The sequence below is a fragment of the Streptomyces caniferus genome, from assembly GCF_009811555.1.
GTDB lineage: Bacteria > Actinomycetota > Actinomycetes > Streptomycetales > Streptomycetaceae > Streptomyces > Streptomyces caniferus.
On record NZ_BLIN01000005.1, the window covers coordinates 2,367,940 to 2,387,216 of the forward strand.

Below are 19,277 nucleotides of genomic sequence, written 5' to 3' on the forward strand. Positions count from 1 at the left end.
GGGCCCGGCCCTGATTGCCGACTGTGCGCGCTACGCGGACGTCAGTTGTCGTCCTCGTCGATGAGGAAGCCGCGCATCGGCGACGGCGTCTGCTGCATCGGCTGCGGGCTCTGCGGACGCACCGGAGCCATCGGCTGGGTCATCGCCGGCGACATCTGCTGCTGACCGCCGTAGGACGGACCACCGTTGGACTGGCCGGCCATGGAGTGGTTGCCGCCCATCTGCTGGCCGCCACCCATGGTGTGGTTGCCGCCCATGGTGCCGGCACCGGCCGACGCCATCGACGGGGACGGCGGCAGCGAAGGGGCCGCCGGGGTCCGCGGCGGGGCCAGCGAGTCGTCGGCCTGGTTCTCCAGCTGACGCAGCTGGCTCTCCAGGTACGACTTCAGCCGCGTGCGGTACTCGCGCTCGAAGCCGCGCAGGTCCTCGACCTTGCGCTCCAGCGTCGCGCGGGCCGACTCCAGCGAGCCCATCGCCACGCGGTGCTTCTCCTGCGCGTCCCGCTCCAGCGCGTCGGCCTTGGCGCGGGCGTCCCGCTCCAGGCCCTCGGCACGGCTGCGCGCCTCGCCGACGATCTTGTTGGCCTCGGAACGGGCCTCCGCGATCGCCTGGTCGGCGGTCTGCTGTGCCAGCGACAGCACGCGTGCGGCACTGTCACCGCCGGGGCCGCCCTGCTGGGCAGCCTGCGGCAGCTGCGGTCCGCCGGGGCCGCCCATCGGGCCACCCATGGGACCGCCGGGGCCCATCGGACCGGGGCCGTGCGGGCCCTGCGGACCGGGGCCGTGGCCACCGGGACCAGGAGGCAGCTGCGGTGCACCACCAGGCAGTTGGGGAGGGCCACCCATCCCCTGCTGCTGCTGCGGCGGGACCGGCTGCGGACCGGATATGGCGGCGGGCACCGGTGCCCCGGGCCGCTGCTGCTGCTCCTGCTGCTGGTCCGGTCCCTTGCGCAGCCCCTGCTGCTGCTGGTTCTGCGCCGCGGCGCGGGTGGCAGCGGCAAGCTTGGCGCGAAGGTCCTCGTTCTCCCGCAGGAGCCGGGTCAGTTCGGCTTCGACCTCATCGAGGAAGGCATCGACCTCGTCCTCGTCATAGCCTTCTCGGAGGCGGACGGTCGTGAACTGCTTGTTCCGCACGTCCTCGGGGGTCAACGGCATCTCTACTTCACCTCAACGTAGTCGTCGGCAATCGGCAAGACCGTATCGTTCACACCAACAACACCGTCCTCACGACGGTGATCAGGATGTACACGATGATCATCAATACGAAGAAGGACAGGTCGAGCGCCACGCCCCCGAGACGCAGCGGCGGAATTACCCGCCGCAGAAGCTTGAGTGGCGGATCAGTGACAGTGTAGGCGGCCTCAAGAATGACCACCATCGCCTTGCCGGGTTGCCATGAACGGGCGAACTGGAAGACATAGTCCATCACCAGCCGGAAGATCAACACGATCAGGAAGCAGTACAGCGCGATGTAGATCACCTGACCAAAGACACTCATCTCGCGCAGTCCCTCTCCCCTTGCCTTGCTCTGTGTTGGCCTCACGGCCGCGGTGTGCCCGGTGTTGCGTCTCAGCTCTGGTTGAAGAACCCGCCCTCTGCGATGCGGGCCTTGTCCTCCGCCGTGACATCGACGTTAGCAGGCGACAACAGGAACACCTTCTGCGTCACCCGCTCGATGCTGCCGTGAAGACCAAACACCAAACCGGCCGCAAAGTCGACAAGTCGCTTCGCGTCAGTATCGTCCATCTCCGTGAGATTCATGATCACCGGAGTGCCCTCGCGGAAGTGTTCCCCGATGGTACGGGCTTCGTTGTAGGTCCGGGGGTGGAGTGTGGTGATGCGGTAGGGCTCCCGCTCGGACACAACCTTGGGCATGATCACCGGTGCGTTCTTCTCCAGATTTGGACGTTCGGGTGTGATGGATGCCACGGGGGCGATTCGCGCGGGTCGTCCGTTTTCCGCGGCAAGCGGGGCCGGTTCACGTTGCGCCGGAGGTGTCACGGCACGGATGGGTTCCTCCCTTTCGGGGGGAATTTCGGCCTGCACTGGGTGCTGTTGACGCCGCCCCCGGTCGGGCTCCGGGTCAAGCTCGGGCTCGAACTCGTCATCGGGGTCGAACCCCCGGCCGTCGTACCCATCGTCCTCCACGAGGCCGAGGTAGACCGCCATCTTGCGCATCGCGCCGGCCATTCTCTGCGTCCTCCGCTCTGTGGTGGATCGGCTCCGTCACTCACCAGGGGCCTTGGATCCACGCGGCCTGCCCGCTTTTTGCGGGAATGACCATATTTTGTGCTGTGGTCCGACTTGCTTGGCGACGTTACCGGAGCCGTGGTCGGACTCCGAGTACCGCAGTGCCGACGCGCACATGTGTCGCCCCGGCCGCCACGGCTTCTTCGAGGTCCGCGCTCATGCCTGCTGACACCATGTTGGCACCAGGATGAGCAGCGCGCAGGTCGGATGAGATTTCCATGAGCCGTTCGAAAGCGGCGAGTTCACGGCCGGCGTACGGCCCGGCCAGCGGGGCGACGGTCATCACGCCGTCCAGCCGCAGACCTTGAGCACCGGCGACCGCCTCGGCGAGCGCCTCGACTCCGTCCGGCGCCACCCCGCCACGCTCGCCCCGCTCCCCCGCCTCCGCGTCGAGCGCCACCTGGATCAGACAACCCAGTTCACGCCCGGCACGCACCGCCTCCCTGGAGAGCGCGGTGACGAGCCTGGCCCGGTCGATCGACTGAACAATTCCGGCATAACCGGCCGCAGAGCGCACTTTGTTCGTCTGTAGTTGACCAACGAAGTGCCAAGTAAGCGGCAAATCGGCGCATTCCGCGGCCTTGGGAGCCGCCTCCTGGTCGCGGTTCTCCGCGACCTGCCGCACGCCCAGCTCCGCGAGCAACCGGACATCGCTCGCGGGGTAGGTCTTGGTGACCACGATCAGGGTCACCTCGTCACGCGGCCGGCCGGCCTTGGCGCAGGCGGCGGAGATACGTTCCTCCACCCGGGCCAGGTTCTCGGCCAGTTGCCTCTTGCGGTCGTCCGTCACAGCTCGGCCTCCCCCAGCCGCGGGCCGGGGGTGTCCCCGAGCCATACATAGCTCGCGAGCCGCCCCGTCGTACGGTCGCGCCGGTAAGAAAAATGGTCCGCGGATTCGCGGGTGCAGATGTGGGAATCCTCACGCACCGGCACGCCCGCCGCGGCGAGTTGGGCCCGCACACCTGCGGTGACGTCCACCGCGGGGGTGCCCCAGCTGGTCGTCGCACGGGCCTCGGGCACCACCGCGGCGACATCGGAACGCATCGCCTCGGGCACCTCGTAGCACCGCCCGCAGATCGCCGGTCCGGTGTACGCGACGATCCGGGCCGGCTGCGCCCCCTGCTGCACCATGGCCTCGACGACCGCCGGGACGACCCCGGCGACCAGACCGGGACGGCCGGCGTGCGCGGCCCCCGCGATCCCGGCGACCGGATCGGCCAGCAGGACCGGGGTGCAGTCGGCGGTCAGCACGGCGAGCGCGAGACCGCGGCGATCCGTCACCACCGCGTCGACGGCGGGAACCTCGTCGCCGTGCCACGGTCCGTCGACCACCGCGACGTCCCGGCCGTGCACCTGGTTCATCCAGACCACCGCGGCCGGGTCGAGGCCGAGTTGCGCGGCGGCCCGCGCGCGGTTGGCGCGTACGGCGTGCGGGTCGTCGCCGACCGCGCCGCCCAGGTTGAGCTGCTCATACGGAGCGGCGCTCACCCCGCCCCACCTGTCGGTGAAGGCGAAGTGCGCGCCGCTCTCGTGGTGCTGTTGCCCTATCACTTCGGTGCTTTACGTCACTTCAGGAAGTCGGGGACGTCCAGTTCCTCGGCCGCGGAGTCCGAGTACGGACGGGCCGGGGGAACCTGCGGGGCGCTCGCCGGGGGCGAGGGGACCTCGCCCAGCGCGGAGGACTCGGCCGGGGCCGGCTCCTCGTCGCGTACGGGCACCGAACCCAGTCCGCCGAAGGACGACGAACGCGGCTCCGGCGGGGTGGCCGGACGGCTCGGCGCCGGGGCGGCCGGCTCCTCGCGCTTCTGGGACGACAGCGCCGACTGCGCATCGCGGCGGGCCGGCGGCTGACCGCCGTCGAAGCCCGCGGCGATGACCGTCACCCGGACCTCGTCGCCCAGCGCATCGTCGATGACCGCACCGAAGATGATGTTCGCTTCCGGGTGCGCGGCCTCGCTGACCAGCTGTGCCGCCTCGTTGATCTCGAAGAGACCGAGGTCGGAACCGCCGGAGATGGAGAGCAGCACCCCGCGGGCGCCGTCGATGGAGGCCTCCAGGAGCGGCGAGGAGATCGCCATCTCCGCGGCGGCCACCGCACGGTCGTCGCCGCGCGCCGAGCCGATGCCCATGAGCGCGGAACCGGCCTCCGACATCACGGACTTGACGTCGGCGAAGTCGAGGTTGATCAGACCCGGTGTGGTGATCAGGTCGGTGATGCCCTGGACACCCGACAGCAGCACCTGGTCCGCGGACTTGAACGCGTCGAGCACGCTCACCTGGCGGTCCGAGATGGACAGCAGCCGGTCGTTGGGGATCACGATGAGGGTGTCGACCTCTTCGCGCAGCTGCGCGATGCCGTCCTCGGCCTGGTTGGCCCGACGGCGGCCCTCGAAGGTGAACGGGCGGGTGACCACGCCGATCGTGAGGGCGCCCAGCGAGCGGGCGATGTTGGCGACGACGGGTGCGCCACCGGTGCCGGTGCCGCCGCCCTCACCCGCGGTCACGAAGACCATGTCGGCCCCCTTGAGGACCTCCTCGATCTCCTCGCGGTGGTCCTCGGCCGCCTTCCGACCCACATCCGGGTTGGCGCCGGCGCCGAGTCCGCGCGTCATTTCGCGGCCGACGTCGAGCTTGACGTCGGCGTCGCTCATCAGCAGCGCCTGCGCATCGGTGTTGATCGCGATGAACTCGACGCCCTTGAGCCCGACCTCGATCATCCGGTTGATGGCGTTCACGCCACCGCCGCCGATGCCGACGACCTTGATGACTGCGAGGTAGTTCTGCGGTGCTGCCACGTCGAAGGCCTCTCGCCTCGAGTTACGTGTCGTCGCCGCACTGCGTGTGGACGCCGACTGATGCCGATGGGACGGTTCGTATCGCCGACCCGAACCCTAACGTTGAAGTTTAGGGTTACCTGTGCCTGTGTTCCTTGGTTCCAAAGTCCCTTTGGAACGAGACACTAAGTCGACAAGGCGCGCGCGTTCAACGAACACGCCGAACCTCCCGTTTTTCTTTTCACCCTATGTGATCACCCATAGTCGTAGCCATCCAGGGTGCTGGCCTGCGGCTGCGGGCGTCAACTCCCGGACACGGCAGGGGCACTGGGGACCGAGACGTCGAAGTGACGCCCGCCGTGTGCCGCTTTCAGCAGTGCGGTCAGCACCTTTGCCTTTTCGGCGCCCTCTTCGCGGCTGCCCCACGCGACCGTGCGGCCGCCGGTCAGTTCGAGGGTGACGGCGTCGTAGGACCGTACACGGACCTTGCGCACGTCCTTGCGCACGGCCGTGGGCAGATCCCGGTTGACCTCGACCGCAGCGCGCCGCAACCGGTCGATTCCGAACCGATGCAGGCTCGGGGAGTCGGATACGGCCATTTCCAGAAGCGGAACGCCCTGGGGAGCCGTGCTGACGGTGGCGAACCGGACGCCCTCGGCGTCCACTTCGACGAACTTTCCGCCCGCCCGGATCAGCAGTTCCGGCTTCCTTTCGGTCACTTTCAGACCGATCGTGTGCGGCCAGGACCGCTCGACGTCAACGGTCTTGATCCGCGGCAGCCGTGCGCGCAGCCGGTGCGCGAGCGCGTCCGTGTCCACGGAGACCAGCGGCGCGTTCATCGGGGCGCGCGCCGCCGCGATGACCTCATGCGACGTCAGGACCCGGGTGCCGGTGGCCCTGACGCGTTCCACCCGGAGCCAGTTCGAGGCGTAGAGGGCCCAGACGCCGAACGCGCCGAGCAGCACCGCGACGACCAAGATGATGATCAGACTACGGCGGCCCGGCGCGCGAAGAGGAATGCGCACCCACCGCGACCCCGGCGCGCGGGGCGGCGCGGCGGAGGGCGGGCCGGACGGTGACTTCTTCTCGCCGCGCCGGGCGGTTGTCGGTCCGGCCACGCTCCCCTGCCTTCTCTCGTGCGCTACTTGTTGTGCTGCGCGATCGCCTCGTACACCATGCCGACCAGCAGCTCGTCGGCGTCCCGGCGGCCGAACTCGGAGGCCGAGCGGGACATCTCGTACAGCCGGTGCGGATCGGCCAGGACCGGGAGCACACTGTTCTGCACCCAGTCCGGGGTCAGCTGGGCGTCGTCGACCAGCAGCCCCCCGCCGGCGTTGACCAGCGGCTGGGCATTGAGCCGCTGTTCGCCGTTGCCGATGGGCAGCGGGACGAACGCGGCCGGCAGCCCGACGGCGGACAACTCGGCGACGGTCATCGCGCCCGCGCGGCAGAGCATCATGTCGGCCGCGGCGTACGCGAGATCCATCCGGTCCACGTACGGTACCGGGACATAGGGGGGCATCCCGGGCATGTTGTCCACGTGCGGCAGTTCGTTCTTCGGACCGACCGCGTGCAGCACCTGGATACCGGCGCGCTGGAGGGCCGGCACGGCGGCCTGGATGACCTCGTTCAGCCGGCGGGCACCCTGCGAACCACCGGACACCAGCAGGGTCGGGAGGTTGGGGTCGAGCCCGAAGGCGGCCCGCGCCTCCGGGCGGACCGCGGCACGGTCCAGGGTGGCGATGGTGCGGCGCAGCGGGATGCCGACGTAGCGGGCACCGCGCAGCTTGCTGTCGGGCGTGCTGACGGCGACGAACTTGGCGTACCGCGAGCCGATCTTGTTGGCCAGGCCGGGGCGGGCATTGGCCTCGTGGACGATGATCGGCACCCCGAGGCGCTTGGCGGCCAGATAGCCGGGCAGCGCCACATAGCCGCCGAAGCCGACGACGCAGTCCGCCTTCGTGCGCTCCAGGATCTGCTCGGCGGCCTTGATCGTGCCGCGCAGCCGCCCGGGGACGGTGATCAGTTCGGGCGTGGGCTTGCGCGGCAGCGGCACGGCCGGGATGAGGCCCAGCTCATAGCCGCGTTCCGGGACGAGCCGGGTCTCCAGGCCCTTCTCCGTACCGAGTGCCGTGATCCCCACGGTGGGGTCCTGCCTCCGCAGTGCGTCCGCGAGGGCGAGCGCGGGCTCGATGTGGCCGGCGGTCCCCCCACCGGCGAGTACGACATGCACCGAAATTCACCGCTCTCCGGACGGCCGCTTCTTGACGCGCCGTCTCATCGTCTTCCATCTCACCCCAGCCGGTTTCCTTCCGGAAACCGGCTTCCGCGCCGACCGGGCCGACAACGCCGCCCGTGCAGCGGGCTCGTCACGCGCGAAGGCGATCAGCAGCCCGATGGCGAACATCGTCGGAAGCAGGGCGGAGCCTCCGTAGGAGAACAGCGGGAGCGGGACACCGGCGATCGGCAACAGGCCGAGCACCGCACCGATGTTGATCACGGCCTGGGCCGTGATCCAGGTGGTCACGCCTCCCGCGGCGTACCGTACGAAGGGGTCCTCCGTGCGTCCGGCCACGCGGATACCCGCATAGCCTAGAGCCGCGAAGAGGGCGAGCACCGACAGCGTCCCCGCCAGACCCAGTTCCTCCCCCGTGATCGCGAAGATGAAGTCGGTGTGCGGTTCGGGGAGTTCTCCCCATTTTTCCATACTCGCACCGAGGCCGGAACCGAAGAATCCGCCGGAGGCCAGGGCGTAGATGCCGTGCACGGCCTGCCAGCACTGGTCGCCGGGGCCCGGATCGGTCGCTCCGATGCAGGCCAGCCGGGACATCCGGTTGGCGCTGGTCTTGATCAGCAGCGCTCCGATCAGGGTGGCGCTGCCCAGCACCCCCACGAACAGCCGGGTCGGCGCACCGGCCAGCCACAGCAGCCCGAAGAGGATCGCCGTGAGAATGATCGCGGTACCCATGTCGCCGCCGAGCATGATCAGCCCGAGCAGCAGGAAGGCCACCGGGATCAGCGGCACCAGCAGGTGCTTCCACTGCACCAGCAGCCTTTTGTCCTGTTTGCGGGCCAGCAGATCGGCGCCCCACAGCACCAGCGCGAGCTTGCCGAACTCGCTCGGTTGCATCTGGAAAGGGCCGCCGAGGTTGATCCAGTTCTGGTTGCCGTTGACCGCGACCCCTATGCCCGGGATCTGCACCAGGCACATCAGGAACACCGAGACGGCGAGCAGCGGATAGGCCAGCGTGCGGTGCAGCCGGACCGTCATCCGGGAGGCGGCCAGCAGCAGCCCGCCGCCGAGGACGGCGGCGAGCAGCTGCTTGCGGAAGAAGTACGTCGGGGCCAGACCGGACTGCAGCGCCTTGATCTGGGACGCCGAGTAGACCATCACCAGCCCCAGGACGGTGATCAGCAGGCTGCCGCCGAGGATCAGGTAGTACGCGGTCAGCGGGCGGTCCCAGGCCCGTTGGAGACGGGTGCGGAGCCCCCGGGGACCGCCCGGTGCGCGGCCTGTACGCGGCGTCCGCGCCGTGGACGGCCGACGCGGACGCGACGGGGCCGGCTTCGCCGATCGGGCCGTCATCCTCGTCCCCTCCTCCACAGGTGCGCTCGCCGCCGGCTGACGACGGCAGCGGGGAGAAACGGTCTAGTGGTCCCGTGCGGTCAGCTCACCGACCGCGTCGGCGAAGGCCTCGCCCCGCTTGTTGTAATTGACGAACATGTCCATCGAGGCACAGGCCGGAGCCAGCAGGACGGTGTCACCGGGCTCGGCCAGGCGAGCCGCTTCCCTGACCGCCTCGGGCATCGCCCCAGTGTCGGTCCGGTCGAGGTCGACCACCGGGACATCGGGGGCGTGTCGCGCCAGGGCTTCGCGAATCAGCGCCCGATCGGCACCGATCAGCACCACACCGCGCAGCCGGGCCGCCGACTTCTGCACCAGCTCGTCGAAGGTCGCGCCCTTGGCGAGGCCCCCGGCGATCCACACGATGTGCTCGTACGCCGCCAACGACGCCTCGGCGGCGTGGGTGTTGGTGGCCTTGGAGTCGTCGATGTAGGTGACGCCGTCGAGCTCCGCGATGTGCTGGATGCGGTGGGCGTCCGGATGGAAGGCACGCAGCCCGTCGCGTACGGCGGCGGGCCGGACGCCGAAGGCACGGGCCAGCGCCGCCGCCGCGAGGGCGTTGGCGATGTTGTGCGGGGCGGGGGTCCCGGAACCGGGCGCGATGTCGGAGATCTCGGCGAGCTCCTGGGCCTGCTGCTGCCGGTTCTCCACGAAGGCGCGGTCGACGAGGATGCCCTCGACGACGCCCAGTTGGGAGGGGCCGGGGGTGCCGAGGGTGAAGCCGATGGCACGGCAGCCCTCCTCGGCATCGGCCTCGCGCACCAGGTCCTCGGTCGCCTTGTCGGCCACGTTGTAGACGCAGGCGACGGTGTTGCCCTCGTAGATCCGGCCCTTGTCGGCGGCGTACGCCTGCATGGAGCCGTGCCAGTCGAGGTGGTCGGGCGCGAGGTTGAGGACCACGGCGGAGTGGGCGCGCAGCGACGGCGCCCAGTGCAGCTGGTAGCTGGAGAGCTCGACGGCGAGCACGTCGTAGGGGCGCTCGCCGTCCTTGCCCTGGCCGAGGATCACATCGATGATCGGGGTGCCGATGTTGCCGACGGCCGTGGTGTGCAGCCCTTCGGCGGCCAGGATCGAGGCCAGCATCCGGACCGTGGTGGTCTTGCCGTTGGTGCCGGTGACCCCGAGCCAGGCCGCGGCGTCCGGGCCCCGCAGCCGCCAGGCGATCTCGACATCGCCGACCACGTCCACCCCGGCCGCCTCGGCCGCCGCGAACAGCGGGCTGTCCGGCTTCCAGCCGGGCGAGGTGACGACGAGGTCGGTTCCCTCGGGGAGGGACGCGCCGTCGCCGAGGCGGACGGTGATCCCGCCCACCCGTCGCCCACCACCGCCCTTGCCGGAGGCGCTTTGCGCCGCTGCCCAATGCTCCAGCTCACGCGCGGCGGCCTGCTGCTTCTCGCCGTCACCGCCGTCCACGACGGTGACGTGGGCGCCGAGGCCGGCCAGCGCGCGGGCGGCACTGATGCCGCTCACGCCCAGGCCGGCGACGGTGATGTGCTGACCGGCGAAGTCCGCCGGGCTCGGGGTGCTCACTTCGCGGCCTGCCAGCCGCCGTAGAAGATGCCGAGTCCGACGATCACGCACATGCCCTGGATGATCCAGAATCTGACCACCACCAGGACTTCCGACCACCCCTTGAGTTCGAAGTGGTGCTGGAGCGGCGCCATCCGGAAGACCCGCTTACCGGTGAGCCGGAACGAGCCGACCTGGATGACCACGGACATGGTGATCAGGACGAAGAGACCGCCGAGGATGGCCAGCAGCAGCTCCGTACGGGAGCAGATGGCCAGACCGGCCAGCGCGCCGCCCAGGGCCAGCGAACCGGTGTCGCCCATGAAGATCTTGGCGGGCGAGGTGTTCCACCACAGGAAGCCGAAGCAGGCGCCCATCAGGGCCGAGGCCACGACCGCGAGGTCGAGTGGATCGCGTACCTCGTAACAGCCCGGCCCCGCGGTGATCTGGTTGGCGCACGACTCCTGGTGCTGCCAGATGCCGATGAACGTGTACGCGCCGAAGACCATCACCGAGGCGCCGGTGGCGAGGCCGTCGAGGCCGTCGGTGAGGTTCACGCCGTTGGACATCGCCAGGATCATGAACAGCGCCCAGATCACGAAGATCACCGGGCCGATCTGCCAGCCGAAGTCCTGGGTGAAGGAGAGCCGGTCGGACGCCGGGGTCTGCCCGCGCAGATCGGCGAACTGCAGCGAGAGCACGGCGAAGGCGATGCCGACGATCAGCTGACCGGCCATCTTGGCCTTGGCCCGCAGGCCCAGCGAACGCTGCTTGACGATCTTGATGTAGTCGTCGAGGAAGCCGACCAGGCCCATGCCCGCCATCAGGAACAGCACCAGCACACCGGAGAAGGTGGGGTCACTGCTCGTGATGACCTTGGTCAGCACGTAGGCGATGATCGTGGCCAGGATGAAGGCGATACCACCCATGGTGGGCGTACCGCGTTTGCTGTGGTGATCGCGCGGGCCGTCGTCACGGATGAACTGCCCGTATCCCTTTTTGGCCAGCAGCTTGATCAGCACCGGGGTACCGATCAGGGTCAGGAAGAGCCCGATCATTCCGGAGAAGAGGATCTGCTTCATCGAGTTCATCGGGACGCGACTCCGCCCTCAGCGCCCGCTGCGCCCGCAATGCCCTCGTCGTTCAGCAAAGCCGCGGCAACCCGCTCCAGCCCCACCGACCTGGACGCCTTCACCAGCACGACGTCTCCCGGTCGCAGCTCGCTGCGCAACAGGTCGACCGCCGCCCGCGCGTCGGACACGTGCACCGACTCCTCACCCCACGAACCCTCGTTCTTGGCGCCCATGTCGAGCCAGGCCGCTTCCCTGCCGCCGACTGCCACGAGCTTGCTGACGTTGAGCCGGACGACCAGGCGCCCGACCGCGTCGTGTTCGGCGAGCGACTCCCCGCCGAGCTCGGCCATCTCACCGAGCACCGCCCACGTACGACCGCCCTTCGCCTTGGCGGCTGCGCCCATGGCGACCAGCGCTCGCAGCGCCGCTCGCATGGACTCGGGGTTCGCGTTGTAGGCGTCGTTGACGACCGTCACGCCGTCCGCGCGCTCGGTGACCTCCATACGCCAGCGGGAGAGCGTGCCGGCTTCGGAGAGCGCAGTGGCGATCTCGTCTACGGGCATGCCCAACTCATGGGCGACGGCGGCCGCGGCGAGCGCGTTCGACACGTGGTGCTCACCGTACAGCCGCATGGTCACATCGCTGCACCCGGAGGGTGTGTGAAGCGTGAAGGCAGGCTGACCGGCCTCCGTGATCCGGACATTCTCGGCGCGTACGGCGGCGTCCTCGGACTCGCCGAACAGGACCGTGCGGGCGCGGGTGCGGGGGCCCATGGCGCGCACGTACGGGTCGTCGGCGTTGAGCACCGCGATCCCGCCGTCCTCGGCCGCCGGCAGCTCCTCGACGAGTTCGCCCTTCGCCAGGGCGATCTGCTCACGGCCGCCGAACTCGCCGATGTGCGCGCTGCCGACGTTCAGCACCACACCGATCCTCGGCGGGGTCAGCCCGGCGAGGTAGCGGATGTGGCCGACGCCGCGGGCGCCCATCTCCAGGACGAGGTGACGGGTCGTCTCATCGGCGCGCAGCGCGGTCAGCGGCAGCCCGATCTCGTTGTTGAGGTTGCCCTCCGGCCAGACCGTCGGACCGGAGCGCTGCAGCAGCTGGGCGATCAGGTCCTTGGTGCTGGTCTTGCCGGCCGAGCCGGTAAGGCCGACGACGGTGGTGCCCAGCCGCCCGACGACGGCGCGGGCGAGCGCGCCGAGGGCCGCGACCACGTCGTCGACGACGATCGCGGGGACGCCGACGGGGCGGGCGGCCAGAACGGCCACCGCGCCTGCCTCGACGGCGCCCGGCGCGAAGTCGTGGCCGTCGGCCCGTTCACCGGCGAAGGCCACGAACAGGGCGCCGGGACATACCGCGCGGGAGTCCGCCACGACCGGTCCGGTCACCCGGCGGCCGTCGTCCGGTATGTCGTGCTGCCGGCCGCCGACGATGCTCGCGATCTCGGCGAGCGACAGGGAGATCACAGGTCACCCCCGGCGAGGGGCGGGCGGTGACGGTAAAGGGGTTGTGCGCGCATGGCGGTGTGTCATCCCTGGTGGTTCGGCTGCGGTGACTGCTGCGACTGCGGTGTGGTCAACGAGTCCTCGATGGCGCCGCGCAGCACCTGACGGTCGTCGAAGGGGCGTACCACTCCGGCGATGTCCTGGCCCTGCTCGTGGCCCTTGCCCGCGACGATCACGGTGTCGCCGGGCTCGGCGCGGGCGACGGCGGCGGCGATGGCGACGGCCCGCTCTTCCTCGACCAGCACCGTGCCGCGTTCATGAATGGGGACCTCGGCGGCGCCCGCGAGCATGGTGGCGAGGATCGAGAGCGGGTCCTCGTTGCGCGGGTTGTCGGAGGTCAGGATGGCCGTGTCGGCGAGCCGGGCGACGGCGGCACCCATGGGGCCGCGCTTGTGCGGGTCGCGGTCGCCGCCGCAGCCGAGGACGGCGTGCAGCTTGCCGTCGGTGACCTTGCGCAGCGCGCGCAGAACCGATTCGACGGCGTCGGTCTTGTGGGCGTAGTCGACGACCGCCAGGTACGGCTGGCCGGCGTCGATGCGCTCCAGGCGGCCGGGGACACCGGGCACCGCGGCGACGCCGTCGGCCGCGGTCTGCGGGTCGATGCCGGCGACGACCAGGGAGGTGATCGCGGCGAGCGCGTTGGCGACGTTGAACGGGCCGGCGATCGGGGAGGCGGCGCGCAGGGTCTGGCCGTCCGGGCCGTGCACGGTGAAGGTCGAGCCGAGGGCACCGACCTCGACGTCCGAGGCCCGCCAGTCCGCGTCCGGGTGGCCCTCGGCGGAGAAGGTGGTGACCGGGACCTCGGACTCGCCCTCGGCCAGCCGCTTGCCGTACTCGTCGTCGAGGTTGACGACGCCGGCCCGGCTGCGGGCCTTGGTGAACAGCTGGGCCTTGGCCTGGAAGTAGTCCTCCATCCCGGAGTGGAACTCCATGTGCTCCGGGCTGAGGTTGTTGAAGATCGCGACGTCGAAGACGCAGCCGTCGACCCGGCCGAGGACCAGGGCGTGGCTGGAGACCTCCATGGCGACCGCGCGGACGCCGCGCTCGCGCATCACGGCGAACAGCGCCTGCAGGTCGGTGGCCTCGGGGGTGGTGCGCTCGGACTTGATGCGCTCGTCGCCGATACGGGTCTCGACGGTGCCGATCAGGCCCGTCAGTCCCCCGTCGGCCCGCTTCGCGGCAGCCGCCCGCAGCCCGCCCTCGATGAGGTAGGCGGTGGTGGTCTTGCCGGAGGTGCCGGTGATGCCGATCTGGAGGAGGTCCTCGCCCGGCGCGCCGTAGATCGAGACGGCCAGGGCGCCCATCCGGGCGCGCGGGTTCTCGACGACGAGGGCCGGCAGGCCGGTCGCCACGGCGCGCTCGGCACCCGACGGGTCGGTCAGGACCGCCGTGGCGCCGAGGTCGGCGGCCTGGGCGACGAAATCGGCGCCGTGCAGACGGGCGCCGGGCAGCGCGGCGTAGACGTCGCCGGGGCGGACCGCCCGGGAGTCATGGGTGATGCCGGTGACCATGGCATCGGGACGGCCGGGATCCGGGGCGGGGCATCCCAGCTGCTCGGCGAGGTCCGCCAGGGGGGTGGGGCGGACCGTTTCAGGGCGCGGCGCTCCCGGATACGTACCGGGCCCGCCCTTCGCGGCGTGCTGGGCTTTCGGGGACTGATCAGCGTGTGACACGGCGGTGAGCGTACCGGGCACCACCGGCCCGGGGCGAAGTGAGGGCCGTGGAGAGGAGCAGTCGCCCGGGACGGGGGTGCCGTCCGGGGTGCCGTCGGGGGTGATGGTCGTCACGGCGGGATTGCCTCGATTTCATTGGCCTGGCGTGAAGGTGACCGGCAGCCGCGGGGGTTTGGCGCCGGTCGGCGGGACCTGGAGGGTTTTCAGCGCGAAGGCCATGACCTGCTGGTAGATCGGACCACAGACCTGGCCTCCGAAGTAACTGCCCGTAGTGGGGTTCTGAACGGCGCAGTAGACCGTGATGCGGGGCTTGTCGGCGGGTGCGAAGCCGGCGAAGGACGCGGTGTAGCCGTGGTAGCGGCCGGTTTTGGGGTCCACCCGGTTGGACGTTCCGGTTTTGCCGCCGACGCGGTAGCCGTCGATCTTCGCCTTCGCTCCGGTGCCCTCCTCGTCGTCGACCACCGATTCGAGCATGGTGGCGAGGGTGCGCGCGGTCTTCGGGCTGACCACGCGGGTCCGGTCGGGCCGGGGCGCCGGTGCGTAGTGGCCGCCGGGTCCGGTGCTGCCGCGGACCAGCGAGGGCGCGATGCGCTCGCCGCCGTTGGCGATCGTGGAGTACACGGAGGCGGCCTGTACGGCGTTGAGGGACAGCCCCTGGCCGAACGGGATGGTGAACTGCTGCGAGGTGTTCCAGTCCTGCGGCTTGGCCAGGATGCCGTCGGTCTCCCCGGGGAAACCGAGCCCGGTCGGCTTCCCGATGCCGAACTTCCGCAGGTAGGAGTAGAGGACCTGGTTGGCCCGGGGCTGGGTCTTGCCGAGCTGGCCGGCGGCGAGGATCGTGCCGATGTTGCTGGACTTGGCGAGCACGCCGTTGAGCGTCAGATGCCAGGTGGCGTGGTCGACGTCGTCCGCGAACAGCCGGTCGCCGCGGTGCAGCCGGTTGGGCACGGTGACCCGGGTGGACGACGTGGCGACGCCCTCCTCCAGGACGGCGGCCATCGACATCAGCTTGCTGGTGGACCCCGGTTCGAAGGCGTCGGACAGCGCGGCGTTGCCCAGCGCTTCCGGATCGGCCTTCGACACCTCGTTGGGGTCGAATCCGGGGGCGTTGGCGAGCGCCAGGATCTCCCCGGTGCGGGTGTCCTGGACGACGACGTAGCCGCGGTCGGCGTTCGACTTGGCGACCTGCTCGGTGATGGCCTGCTGGGCCGCCCACTGGATGTCGCGGTCGAGGGTGAGCTCGACGTCGCTGCCGGGGACGGCGGGGTGTTCCTGGGTGTCGGCGGTGGGCACCCGGCGGCCGCCGGACTGGGCGTAGACGAGCTTGCCGTCCTTGCCCGCCAGCTGCTTGTTCAACAGCGCCTCCAGGCCGCCGCCGCCCTTGCCGGTGCCGTTGACGAAGCCGAGGACGCCGGAGGCGAGCTCCTTGTTCGGGTAGAGGCGCTTGCTGTGCTTGTCGGCGAAGATCCCGACCAGGACATCGGGGCGGGGCGCGCTCTTGGGGGCGGCCGCCGCCTTGGCGTCGAGGCCCGTGCGCAGGTCCTTGATCCGCTTCCAGACCTGCGGGGTCCGCTGCCGGGCGAGCAGGACGTAGCGCGCCTTGGGCTGGTCCAGCTTCGCGGCCAGGGTGGCCTTGTCCTCGCCGAGGATCGGCGCGAGCAGCGCGGCGGCCCGCTGCGGAGCGTCGTCGATCTTGGTCTTGGCGGGCGCGAGCAGGCTCGGGTCGGCGGTGATGTCGTACGCGTCGACGGTGGTGGCGAGGTCGACACCGTTCCGGTCGGTGATCGCGCCGCGCTCGGCGGCCAGCTTGACCGGCACATAGCGGTTCTCGTTGGCCTTGGCGGCGAACGCCCCGGCGTCCACGGCCTGCACCTGGAAGAGGCGTACGACGAAGACCAGCATCACCAGCGTCAGCGCGAGGGAGACCAGCCGCAGCCGGGGGCGCGGGCTGCCCAGGCGGAGCGCCGGTGTCCCGGAGCGGGGGCGTACGGGGCGCCGGGCGGGTGGCCTGGGGCCCGGCCGGGGCGCGGGGCGCTTGGCGGGCGGGCGCCCGGCGCGGCCGCCGGACTGGCCGCCGCGCTGGGCGGGGCGCGGCACTCGGCGAGGGTCCCTGGGCTCGGTCATGCCGCGGTCACCTGCCGGGGGTCGTCGGGGAGGGGGCGGCCGCAGCGGGCTCGCCGGGTGTCAGCGCGGCGCTGTCCGGGGCCGGCCCGCCGGCGAGGGCCGGCACCGGCGGGGCGGACGGGGCCCGGTGGCCGGACGGGCCCGGTGCCGAGGGTTCGGCGGAGGTGCTCAGCGGCGCGCCCTCCGACGTGGCCGCGCTCGTCCTGCCGCGGACGGTGCCGTCCGGGAGCAGGAACGCGGGGCTGCCGCCCGGCACCATGCCCAGCCGGCGGGCCCGCCGCTCCAGCGCGCCGGGGGCGGAGTACGCGTCCACTTCCTGCTGCAGCGCCTGCTGCTCGTCCGTCAGCTCGTCGGTCTTCTTCTCCAGCTTGCTGAGCTCGAACGACCCCTGGTTGAGGGCCGAGTTGAGCAGCAGCAGGGTGATCAGGCCGGAGCCGAGCAGGACGACGATGAGGACCACGAAGGGCGTGCGCGCCGCGGTGCCGGCGGACCCGCCGCCGGAGGGGAACAGCGCGGCAAGGCGTTTTTGTCTGCCGCGCGGTCTCCCCTGGCCTTTCACGCGGTGTCCTCCACGTTCTCGCGGATACGCTCCGCGCCGCGCAGCCGGGCGGGGGCGGCGCGGCGGTTCTCGGCGACCTCCTCCTCCGTGGGGAGTTCGGCGCCGCGGGTCAGCAGCTTGAGCCGGGGCTGGTAGCGCTCGGGGACGACCGGCAGCCCGGCCGGCGCCGTATTGGCCGCTCCGGCCGCGAAGACCTGCTTGACCAGCCGGTCCTCCAGCGAGTGGTAGGAGAGCACGGCGATCCGGCCGCCCACCGCGAGCGCCTTCACGGCGGCCGGAACGGCCCGCTCGACACTCGCCAGCTCACCGTTGACCTCGATGCGCAGCGCCTGGAACGTGCGCTTGGCGGGGTTGCCGCCGGTGCGCTTGGCGGCCTGCGGCAGCGCGTCGCGGATCAGCTCGACCAGCCGCCCGCTGTTGGCGAACGGTTCCCTGGCCCGCTCCCGGACGACGGCCTCGACGATCCGCTTGGCCTGCTTCTCCTCGCCGTAGGCACGCAGGATCCGGACCAGCTCACCGGGCGCGTAGGTGTTGAGGACGTCCGCGGCGCTGATGCCGGTCGTCTGGTCCATCCGCATGTCCAGCGGGGCGTCCTGCGCGTACGCGAAGCCGCGGTCGGCCTCGTCGAGCTGCATGGAGGACACGCCGAGGTCGAACAGGACGCCCTGGACGCGCGGGGTCCCGAGACGGTCGAGGACCTCGGGGAGCTCGTCGTAGACGGCGTGTACCAGGGTGGCGCGCTCTCCGTACGGGGCGAGCCGTTCGCCCGCGAGCTTCAGGGCCGAGGGGTCACGGTCGAGGGCGATCAGCCGGGCCGCCGGGAAGGTGGACAGCAGCGCCTCGCTGTGCCCGCCGAGGCCGAGCGTGCAGTCGACGACGACCGCGCCGGGCTCGGCGAGGGCGGGGGCGAGCATGTCCAGACAGCGCTGGAGCATGACGGGGACGTGGCGAGTGTTGTTGGTCATGCGACGGCCCCGCTGCGCTCGGTCCGCCTGCGGGCGGCGTGCGCGCACCGCTTCCTGAATCGCTCGCTACGCTGGCTCATGTGCCTTCCGATGGGCTGGGCGGCAGGTGGGTCCCCGGCCGCTGGCTGGGGGATGCCGCACGTACCGCTTGGTCCCCGCCCGCTCTGAAGGGGAAGTGGCCCTCCGGCGACGGGGAAGTGACGTCGGAAGACCAAGGGAGCGGGAGGAGGCCGAGCCGTACGTACGATGCGCGCACGCGAGGAATCCGGTATCCAAGGAGAGCGTCACGCCTCCCACTTCGCGCCACTTTAGTCCACCGGTCGCCCCGGTCAATCAACCGGTTCCGCGCGTCCCGCGACGGCTTTCGCGCCGCCTTCCCCACGGGCTCGTCACCCGGACGGGGGCGCCACGGACGGCCCTGTGGATTACCTCACAACGGGTGATGTTGCCCCCTATGCCCCTCCTCTCACGCGGCCGGCGAGGCGGGCTGCGATTACCGTGAATCCATGCCCATACCTGCATCGCAGCCGCTGCCCCCGTCCGCCGACAGCGCCGCCACCCGTGCGGGTGGCAGCGTCACCGACCGTCTCGTCGAAGCCAACCGGCATTACGCCGACGCCTTCACCGACCCCGGCATGGATGCCCGGCCCGTCCAGAAGGTCGCCGTCGTGGCCTGCATGGACGCCCGGATCGACCTGCACAAGGCGCTCGGCCTCGAACTCGGTGACTGCCACACCATCCGCAATGCCGGCGGTGTGGTCACCGACGACATCATCCGGTCCCTGACCATCAGCCAGCGCGCCCTGGGCACCCGCTCGGTCGTGCTCATCCACCACACCGGCTGCGGCCTGCTCGGCCTGACCGAGGACTTCCGCCACGACCTGGCTGCCGAGGTCGGACAGCGTCCGACCTGGGCGGTCGAGGCGTTCAAGGACCTCGACGAGGACGTGCGGCAGTCCATGCAGCGGGTGCGCACCTCGCCCTTCCTCCCGCACACCGACGATGTCCGCGGTTTCGTCTTCGACGTCACCACGGGCCTGCTGCGGGAGATCGATCCGCAGCACTGAGGCCACCCGGGCCGGCCCGTCCGACGTGCGGGTCGGCCCGGAACGTCGGTTTCGTCGCGAAGGCCGGGACTTATCCTTGTGAGTTATCCACAGGTCATGACGCGAAGCCGCGCGGGCGGCAAGAATGCGGGGGTGACGTCGTTACCGGCCGAGG

General features: G+C 70.8%; 17 protein-coding genes. 1 reads left to right on the forward strand and 16 read right to left on the reverse strand.

Annotation, left to right across the window (positions count from 1 at the left end; all coding sequences use genetic code 11):
- Positions 1-41: 41 nt before the first annotated feature.
- The 16 genes from Scani_RS27000 to rsmH form a co-directional block, all read right to left on the reverse strand.
- Positions 42-1,154 carry a DivIVA domain-containing protein gene (locus Scani_RS27000; protein WP_159480415.1) on the reverse strand — a complete coding sequence of 371 codons (1,113 nt, stop codon included), beginning with the start codon at positions 1,152-1,154 and terminating at the stop codon, positions 42-44.
- 49 nt (positions 1,155-1,203) lie between these two features.
- Positions 1,204-1,497: a YggT family protein gene (locus Scani_RS27005; RefSeq protein WP_085924893.1), complete on the reverse strand. Its 294-nt coding sequence runs from the start codon at positions 1,495-1,497 to the stop codon at positions 1,204-1,206.
- Between the two features lie 71 nt (positions 1,498-1,568).
- Positions 1,569-2,189, reverse strand: coding sequence for a cell division protein SepF (locus Scani_RS27010; RefSeq protein ID WP_159480416.1), 621 nt, complete (start codon positions 2,187-2,189; stop codon positions 1,569-1,571).
- 127 nt (positions 2,190-2,316) lie between these two features.
- On the reverse strand, positions 2,317-3,039 hold the full coding sequence (locus tag Scani_RS27015; protein ID WP_246296175.1) for a YggS family pyridoxal phosphate-dependent enzyme: 723 nt from the start codon (positions 3,037-3,039) through the stop codon (positions 2,317-2,319).
- Positions 3,036-3,800: a peptidoglycan editing factor PgeF gene (gene pgeF, locus Scani_RS27020; protein ID WP_159480418.1), complete on the reverse strand. Its 765-nt coding sequence runs from the start codon at positions 3,798-3,800 to the stop codon at positions 3,036-3,038. The genes Scani_RS27015 and pgeF overlap by 4 nt, the downstream gene beginning before the upstream one ends.
- 14 nt (positions 3,801-3,814) lie before the next feature.
- Positions 3,815-5,044: a cell division protein FtsZ gene (gene ftsZ / locus Scani_RS27025; RefSeq protein ID WP_159480419.1), complete on the reverse strand. Its 1,230-nt coding sequence runs from the start codon at positions 5,042-5,044 to the stop codon at positions 3,815-3,817.
- A gap of 281 nt (positions 5,045-5,325) precedes the next feature.
- Entirely contained in the window at positions 5,326-6,141 is an 816-nt protein-coding gene (locus tag Scani_RS27030) for a cell division protein FtsQ/DivIB (RefSeq protein ID WP_159480420.1), read from the reverse strand.
- A gap of 23 nt (positions 6,142-6,164) precedes the next feature.
- A complete protein-coding gene (murG, locus tag Scani_RS27035; protein ID WP_159480421.1) occupies positions 6,165-7,256 on the reverse strand; it encodes an undecaprenyldiphospho-muramoylpentapeptide beta-N-acetylglucosaminyltransferase in 1,092 nt (363 codons plus the stop codon).
- 6 nt (positions 7,257-7,262) lie between these two features.
- Complete coding sequence (gene ftsW, locus Scani_RS27040; RefSeq protein ID WP_159480422.1) at positions 7,263-8,609, reverse strand: putative lipid II flippase FtsW; 1,347 nt, start codon at positions 8,607-8,609, stop codon at positions 7,263-7,265.
- A gap of 63 nt (positions 8,610-8,672) precedes the next feature.
- Positions 8,673-10,178 carry a UDP-N-acetylmuramoyl-L-alanine--D-glutamate ligase gene (gene murD, locus Scani_RS27045; protein WP_159480423.1) on the reverse strand — a complete coding sequence of 502 codons (1,506 nt, stop codon included), beginning with the start codon at positions 10,176-10,178 and terminating at the stop codon, positions 8,673-8,675.
- On the reverse strand, positions 10,175-11,239 hold the full coding sequence (gene mraY, locus Scani_RS27050) for a phospho-N-acetylmuramoyl-pentapeptide-transferase (protein ID WP_030085860.1): 1,065 nt from the start codon (positions 11,237-11,239) through the stop codon (positions 10,175-10,177). The genes murD and mraY overlap by 4 nt, the downstream gene beginning before the upstream one ends.
- Positions 11,240-11,244: 5 nt before the next feature.
- Positions 11,245-12,696, reverse strand: coding sequence for a UDP-N-acetylmuramoyl-tripeptide--D-alanyl-D-alanine ligase (locus Scani_RS27055; RefSeq protein ID WP_159480424.1), 1,452 nt, complete (start codon positions 12,694-12,696; stop codon positions 11,245-11,247).
- A gap of 62 nt (positions 12,697-12,758) precedes the next feature.
- Complete coding sequence (locus Scani_RS27060; RefSeq protein WP_371872378.1) at positions 12,759-14,522, reverse strand: UDP-N-acetylmuramoyl-L-alanyl-D-glutamate--2,6-diaminopimelate ligase; 1,764 nt, start codon at positions 14,520-14,522, stop codon at positions 12,759-12,761.
- 18 nt (positions 14,523-14,540) lie between these two features.
- The gene (locus Scani_RS27065) at positions 14,541-16,532 is read right to left on the reverse strand and encodes a peptidoglycan D,D-transpeptidase FtsI family protein (protein ID WP_159480425.1); all 1,992 of its coding nucleotides are present in this window, start codon (positions 16,530-16,532) and stop codon (positions 14,541-14,543) included.
- Between the two features lie 7 nt (positions 16,533-16,539).
- Complete coding sequence (ftsL, locus tag Scani_RS27070) at positions 16,540-17,091, reverse strand: cell division protein FtsL (RefSeq protein WP_159480426.1); 552 nt, start codon at positions 17,089-17,091, stop codon at positions 16,540-16,542.
- Positions 17,088-18,056: a 16S rRNA (cytosine(1402)-N(4))-methyltransferase RsmH gene (rsmH, locus tag Scani_RS27075; RefSeq protein WP_159480427.1), complete on the reverse strand. Its 969-nt coding sequence runs from the start codon at positions 18,054-18,056 to the stop codon at positions 17,088-17,090. The genes ftsL and rsmH overlap by 4 nt, the downstream gene beginning before the upstream one ends.
- A 506-nt stretch (positions 18,057-18,562) precedes the next feature.
- Between rsmH and Scani_RS27080 the strand changes: the two genes are divergently transcribed.
- Positions 18,563-19,123, forward strand: coding sequence for a beta-class carbonic anhydrase (locus Scani_RS27080; protein WP_159480428.1), 561 nt, complete (start codon positions 18,563-18,565; stop codon positions 19,121-19,123).
- Positions 19,124-19,277 lie beyond the last annotated feature (154 nt).

Coding starts and splice junctions, on each gene's coding strand:
- Scani_RS27000 (WP_159480415.1), bottom strand. CDS start 1,154: ATGCCGTTGACCCCCGAGGACGTGCGGAACAAGCAGTTCACGACCGTC.
- Scani_RS27005 (WP_085924893.1), bottom strand. CDS start 1,497: ATGAGTGTCTTTGGTCAGGTGATCTACATCGCGCTGTACTGCTTCCTG.
- Scani_RS27010 (WP_159480416.1), bottom strand. CDS start 2,189: ATGGCCGGCGCGATGCGCAAGATGGCGGTCTACCTCGGCCTCGTGGAG.
- ftsW (WP_159480422.1), bottom strand. CDS start 8,609: ATGACGGCCCGATCGGCGAAGCCGGCCCCGTCGCGTCCGCGTCGGCCG.
- mraY (WP_030085860.1), bottom strand. CDS start 11,239: ATGAAGCAGATCCTCTTCTCCGGAATGATCGGGCTCTTCCTGACCCTG.
- Scani_RS27065 (WP_159480425.1), bottom strand. CDS start 16,532: ATGACCGAGCCCAGGGACCCTCGCCGAGTGCCGCGCCCCGCCCAGCGC.
- rsmH (WP_159480427.1), bottom strand. CDS start 18,056: ATGACCAACAACACTCGCCACGTCCCCGTCATGCTCCAGCGCTGTCTG.
- Scani_RS27080 (WP_159480428.1), top strand. CDS start 18,563: ATGCCCATACCTGCATCGCAGCCGCTGCCCCCGTCCGCCGACAGCGCC.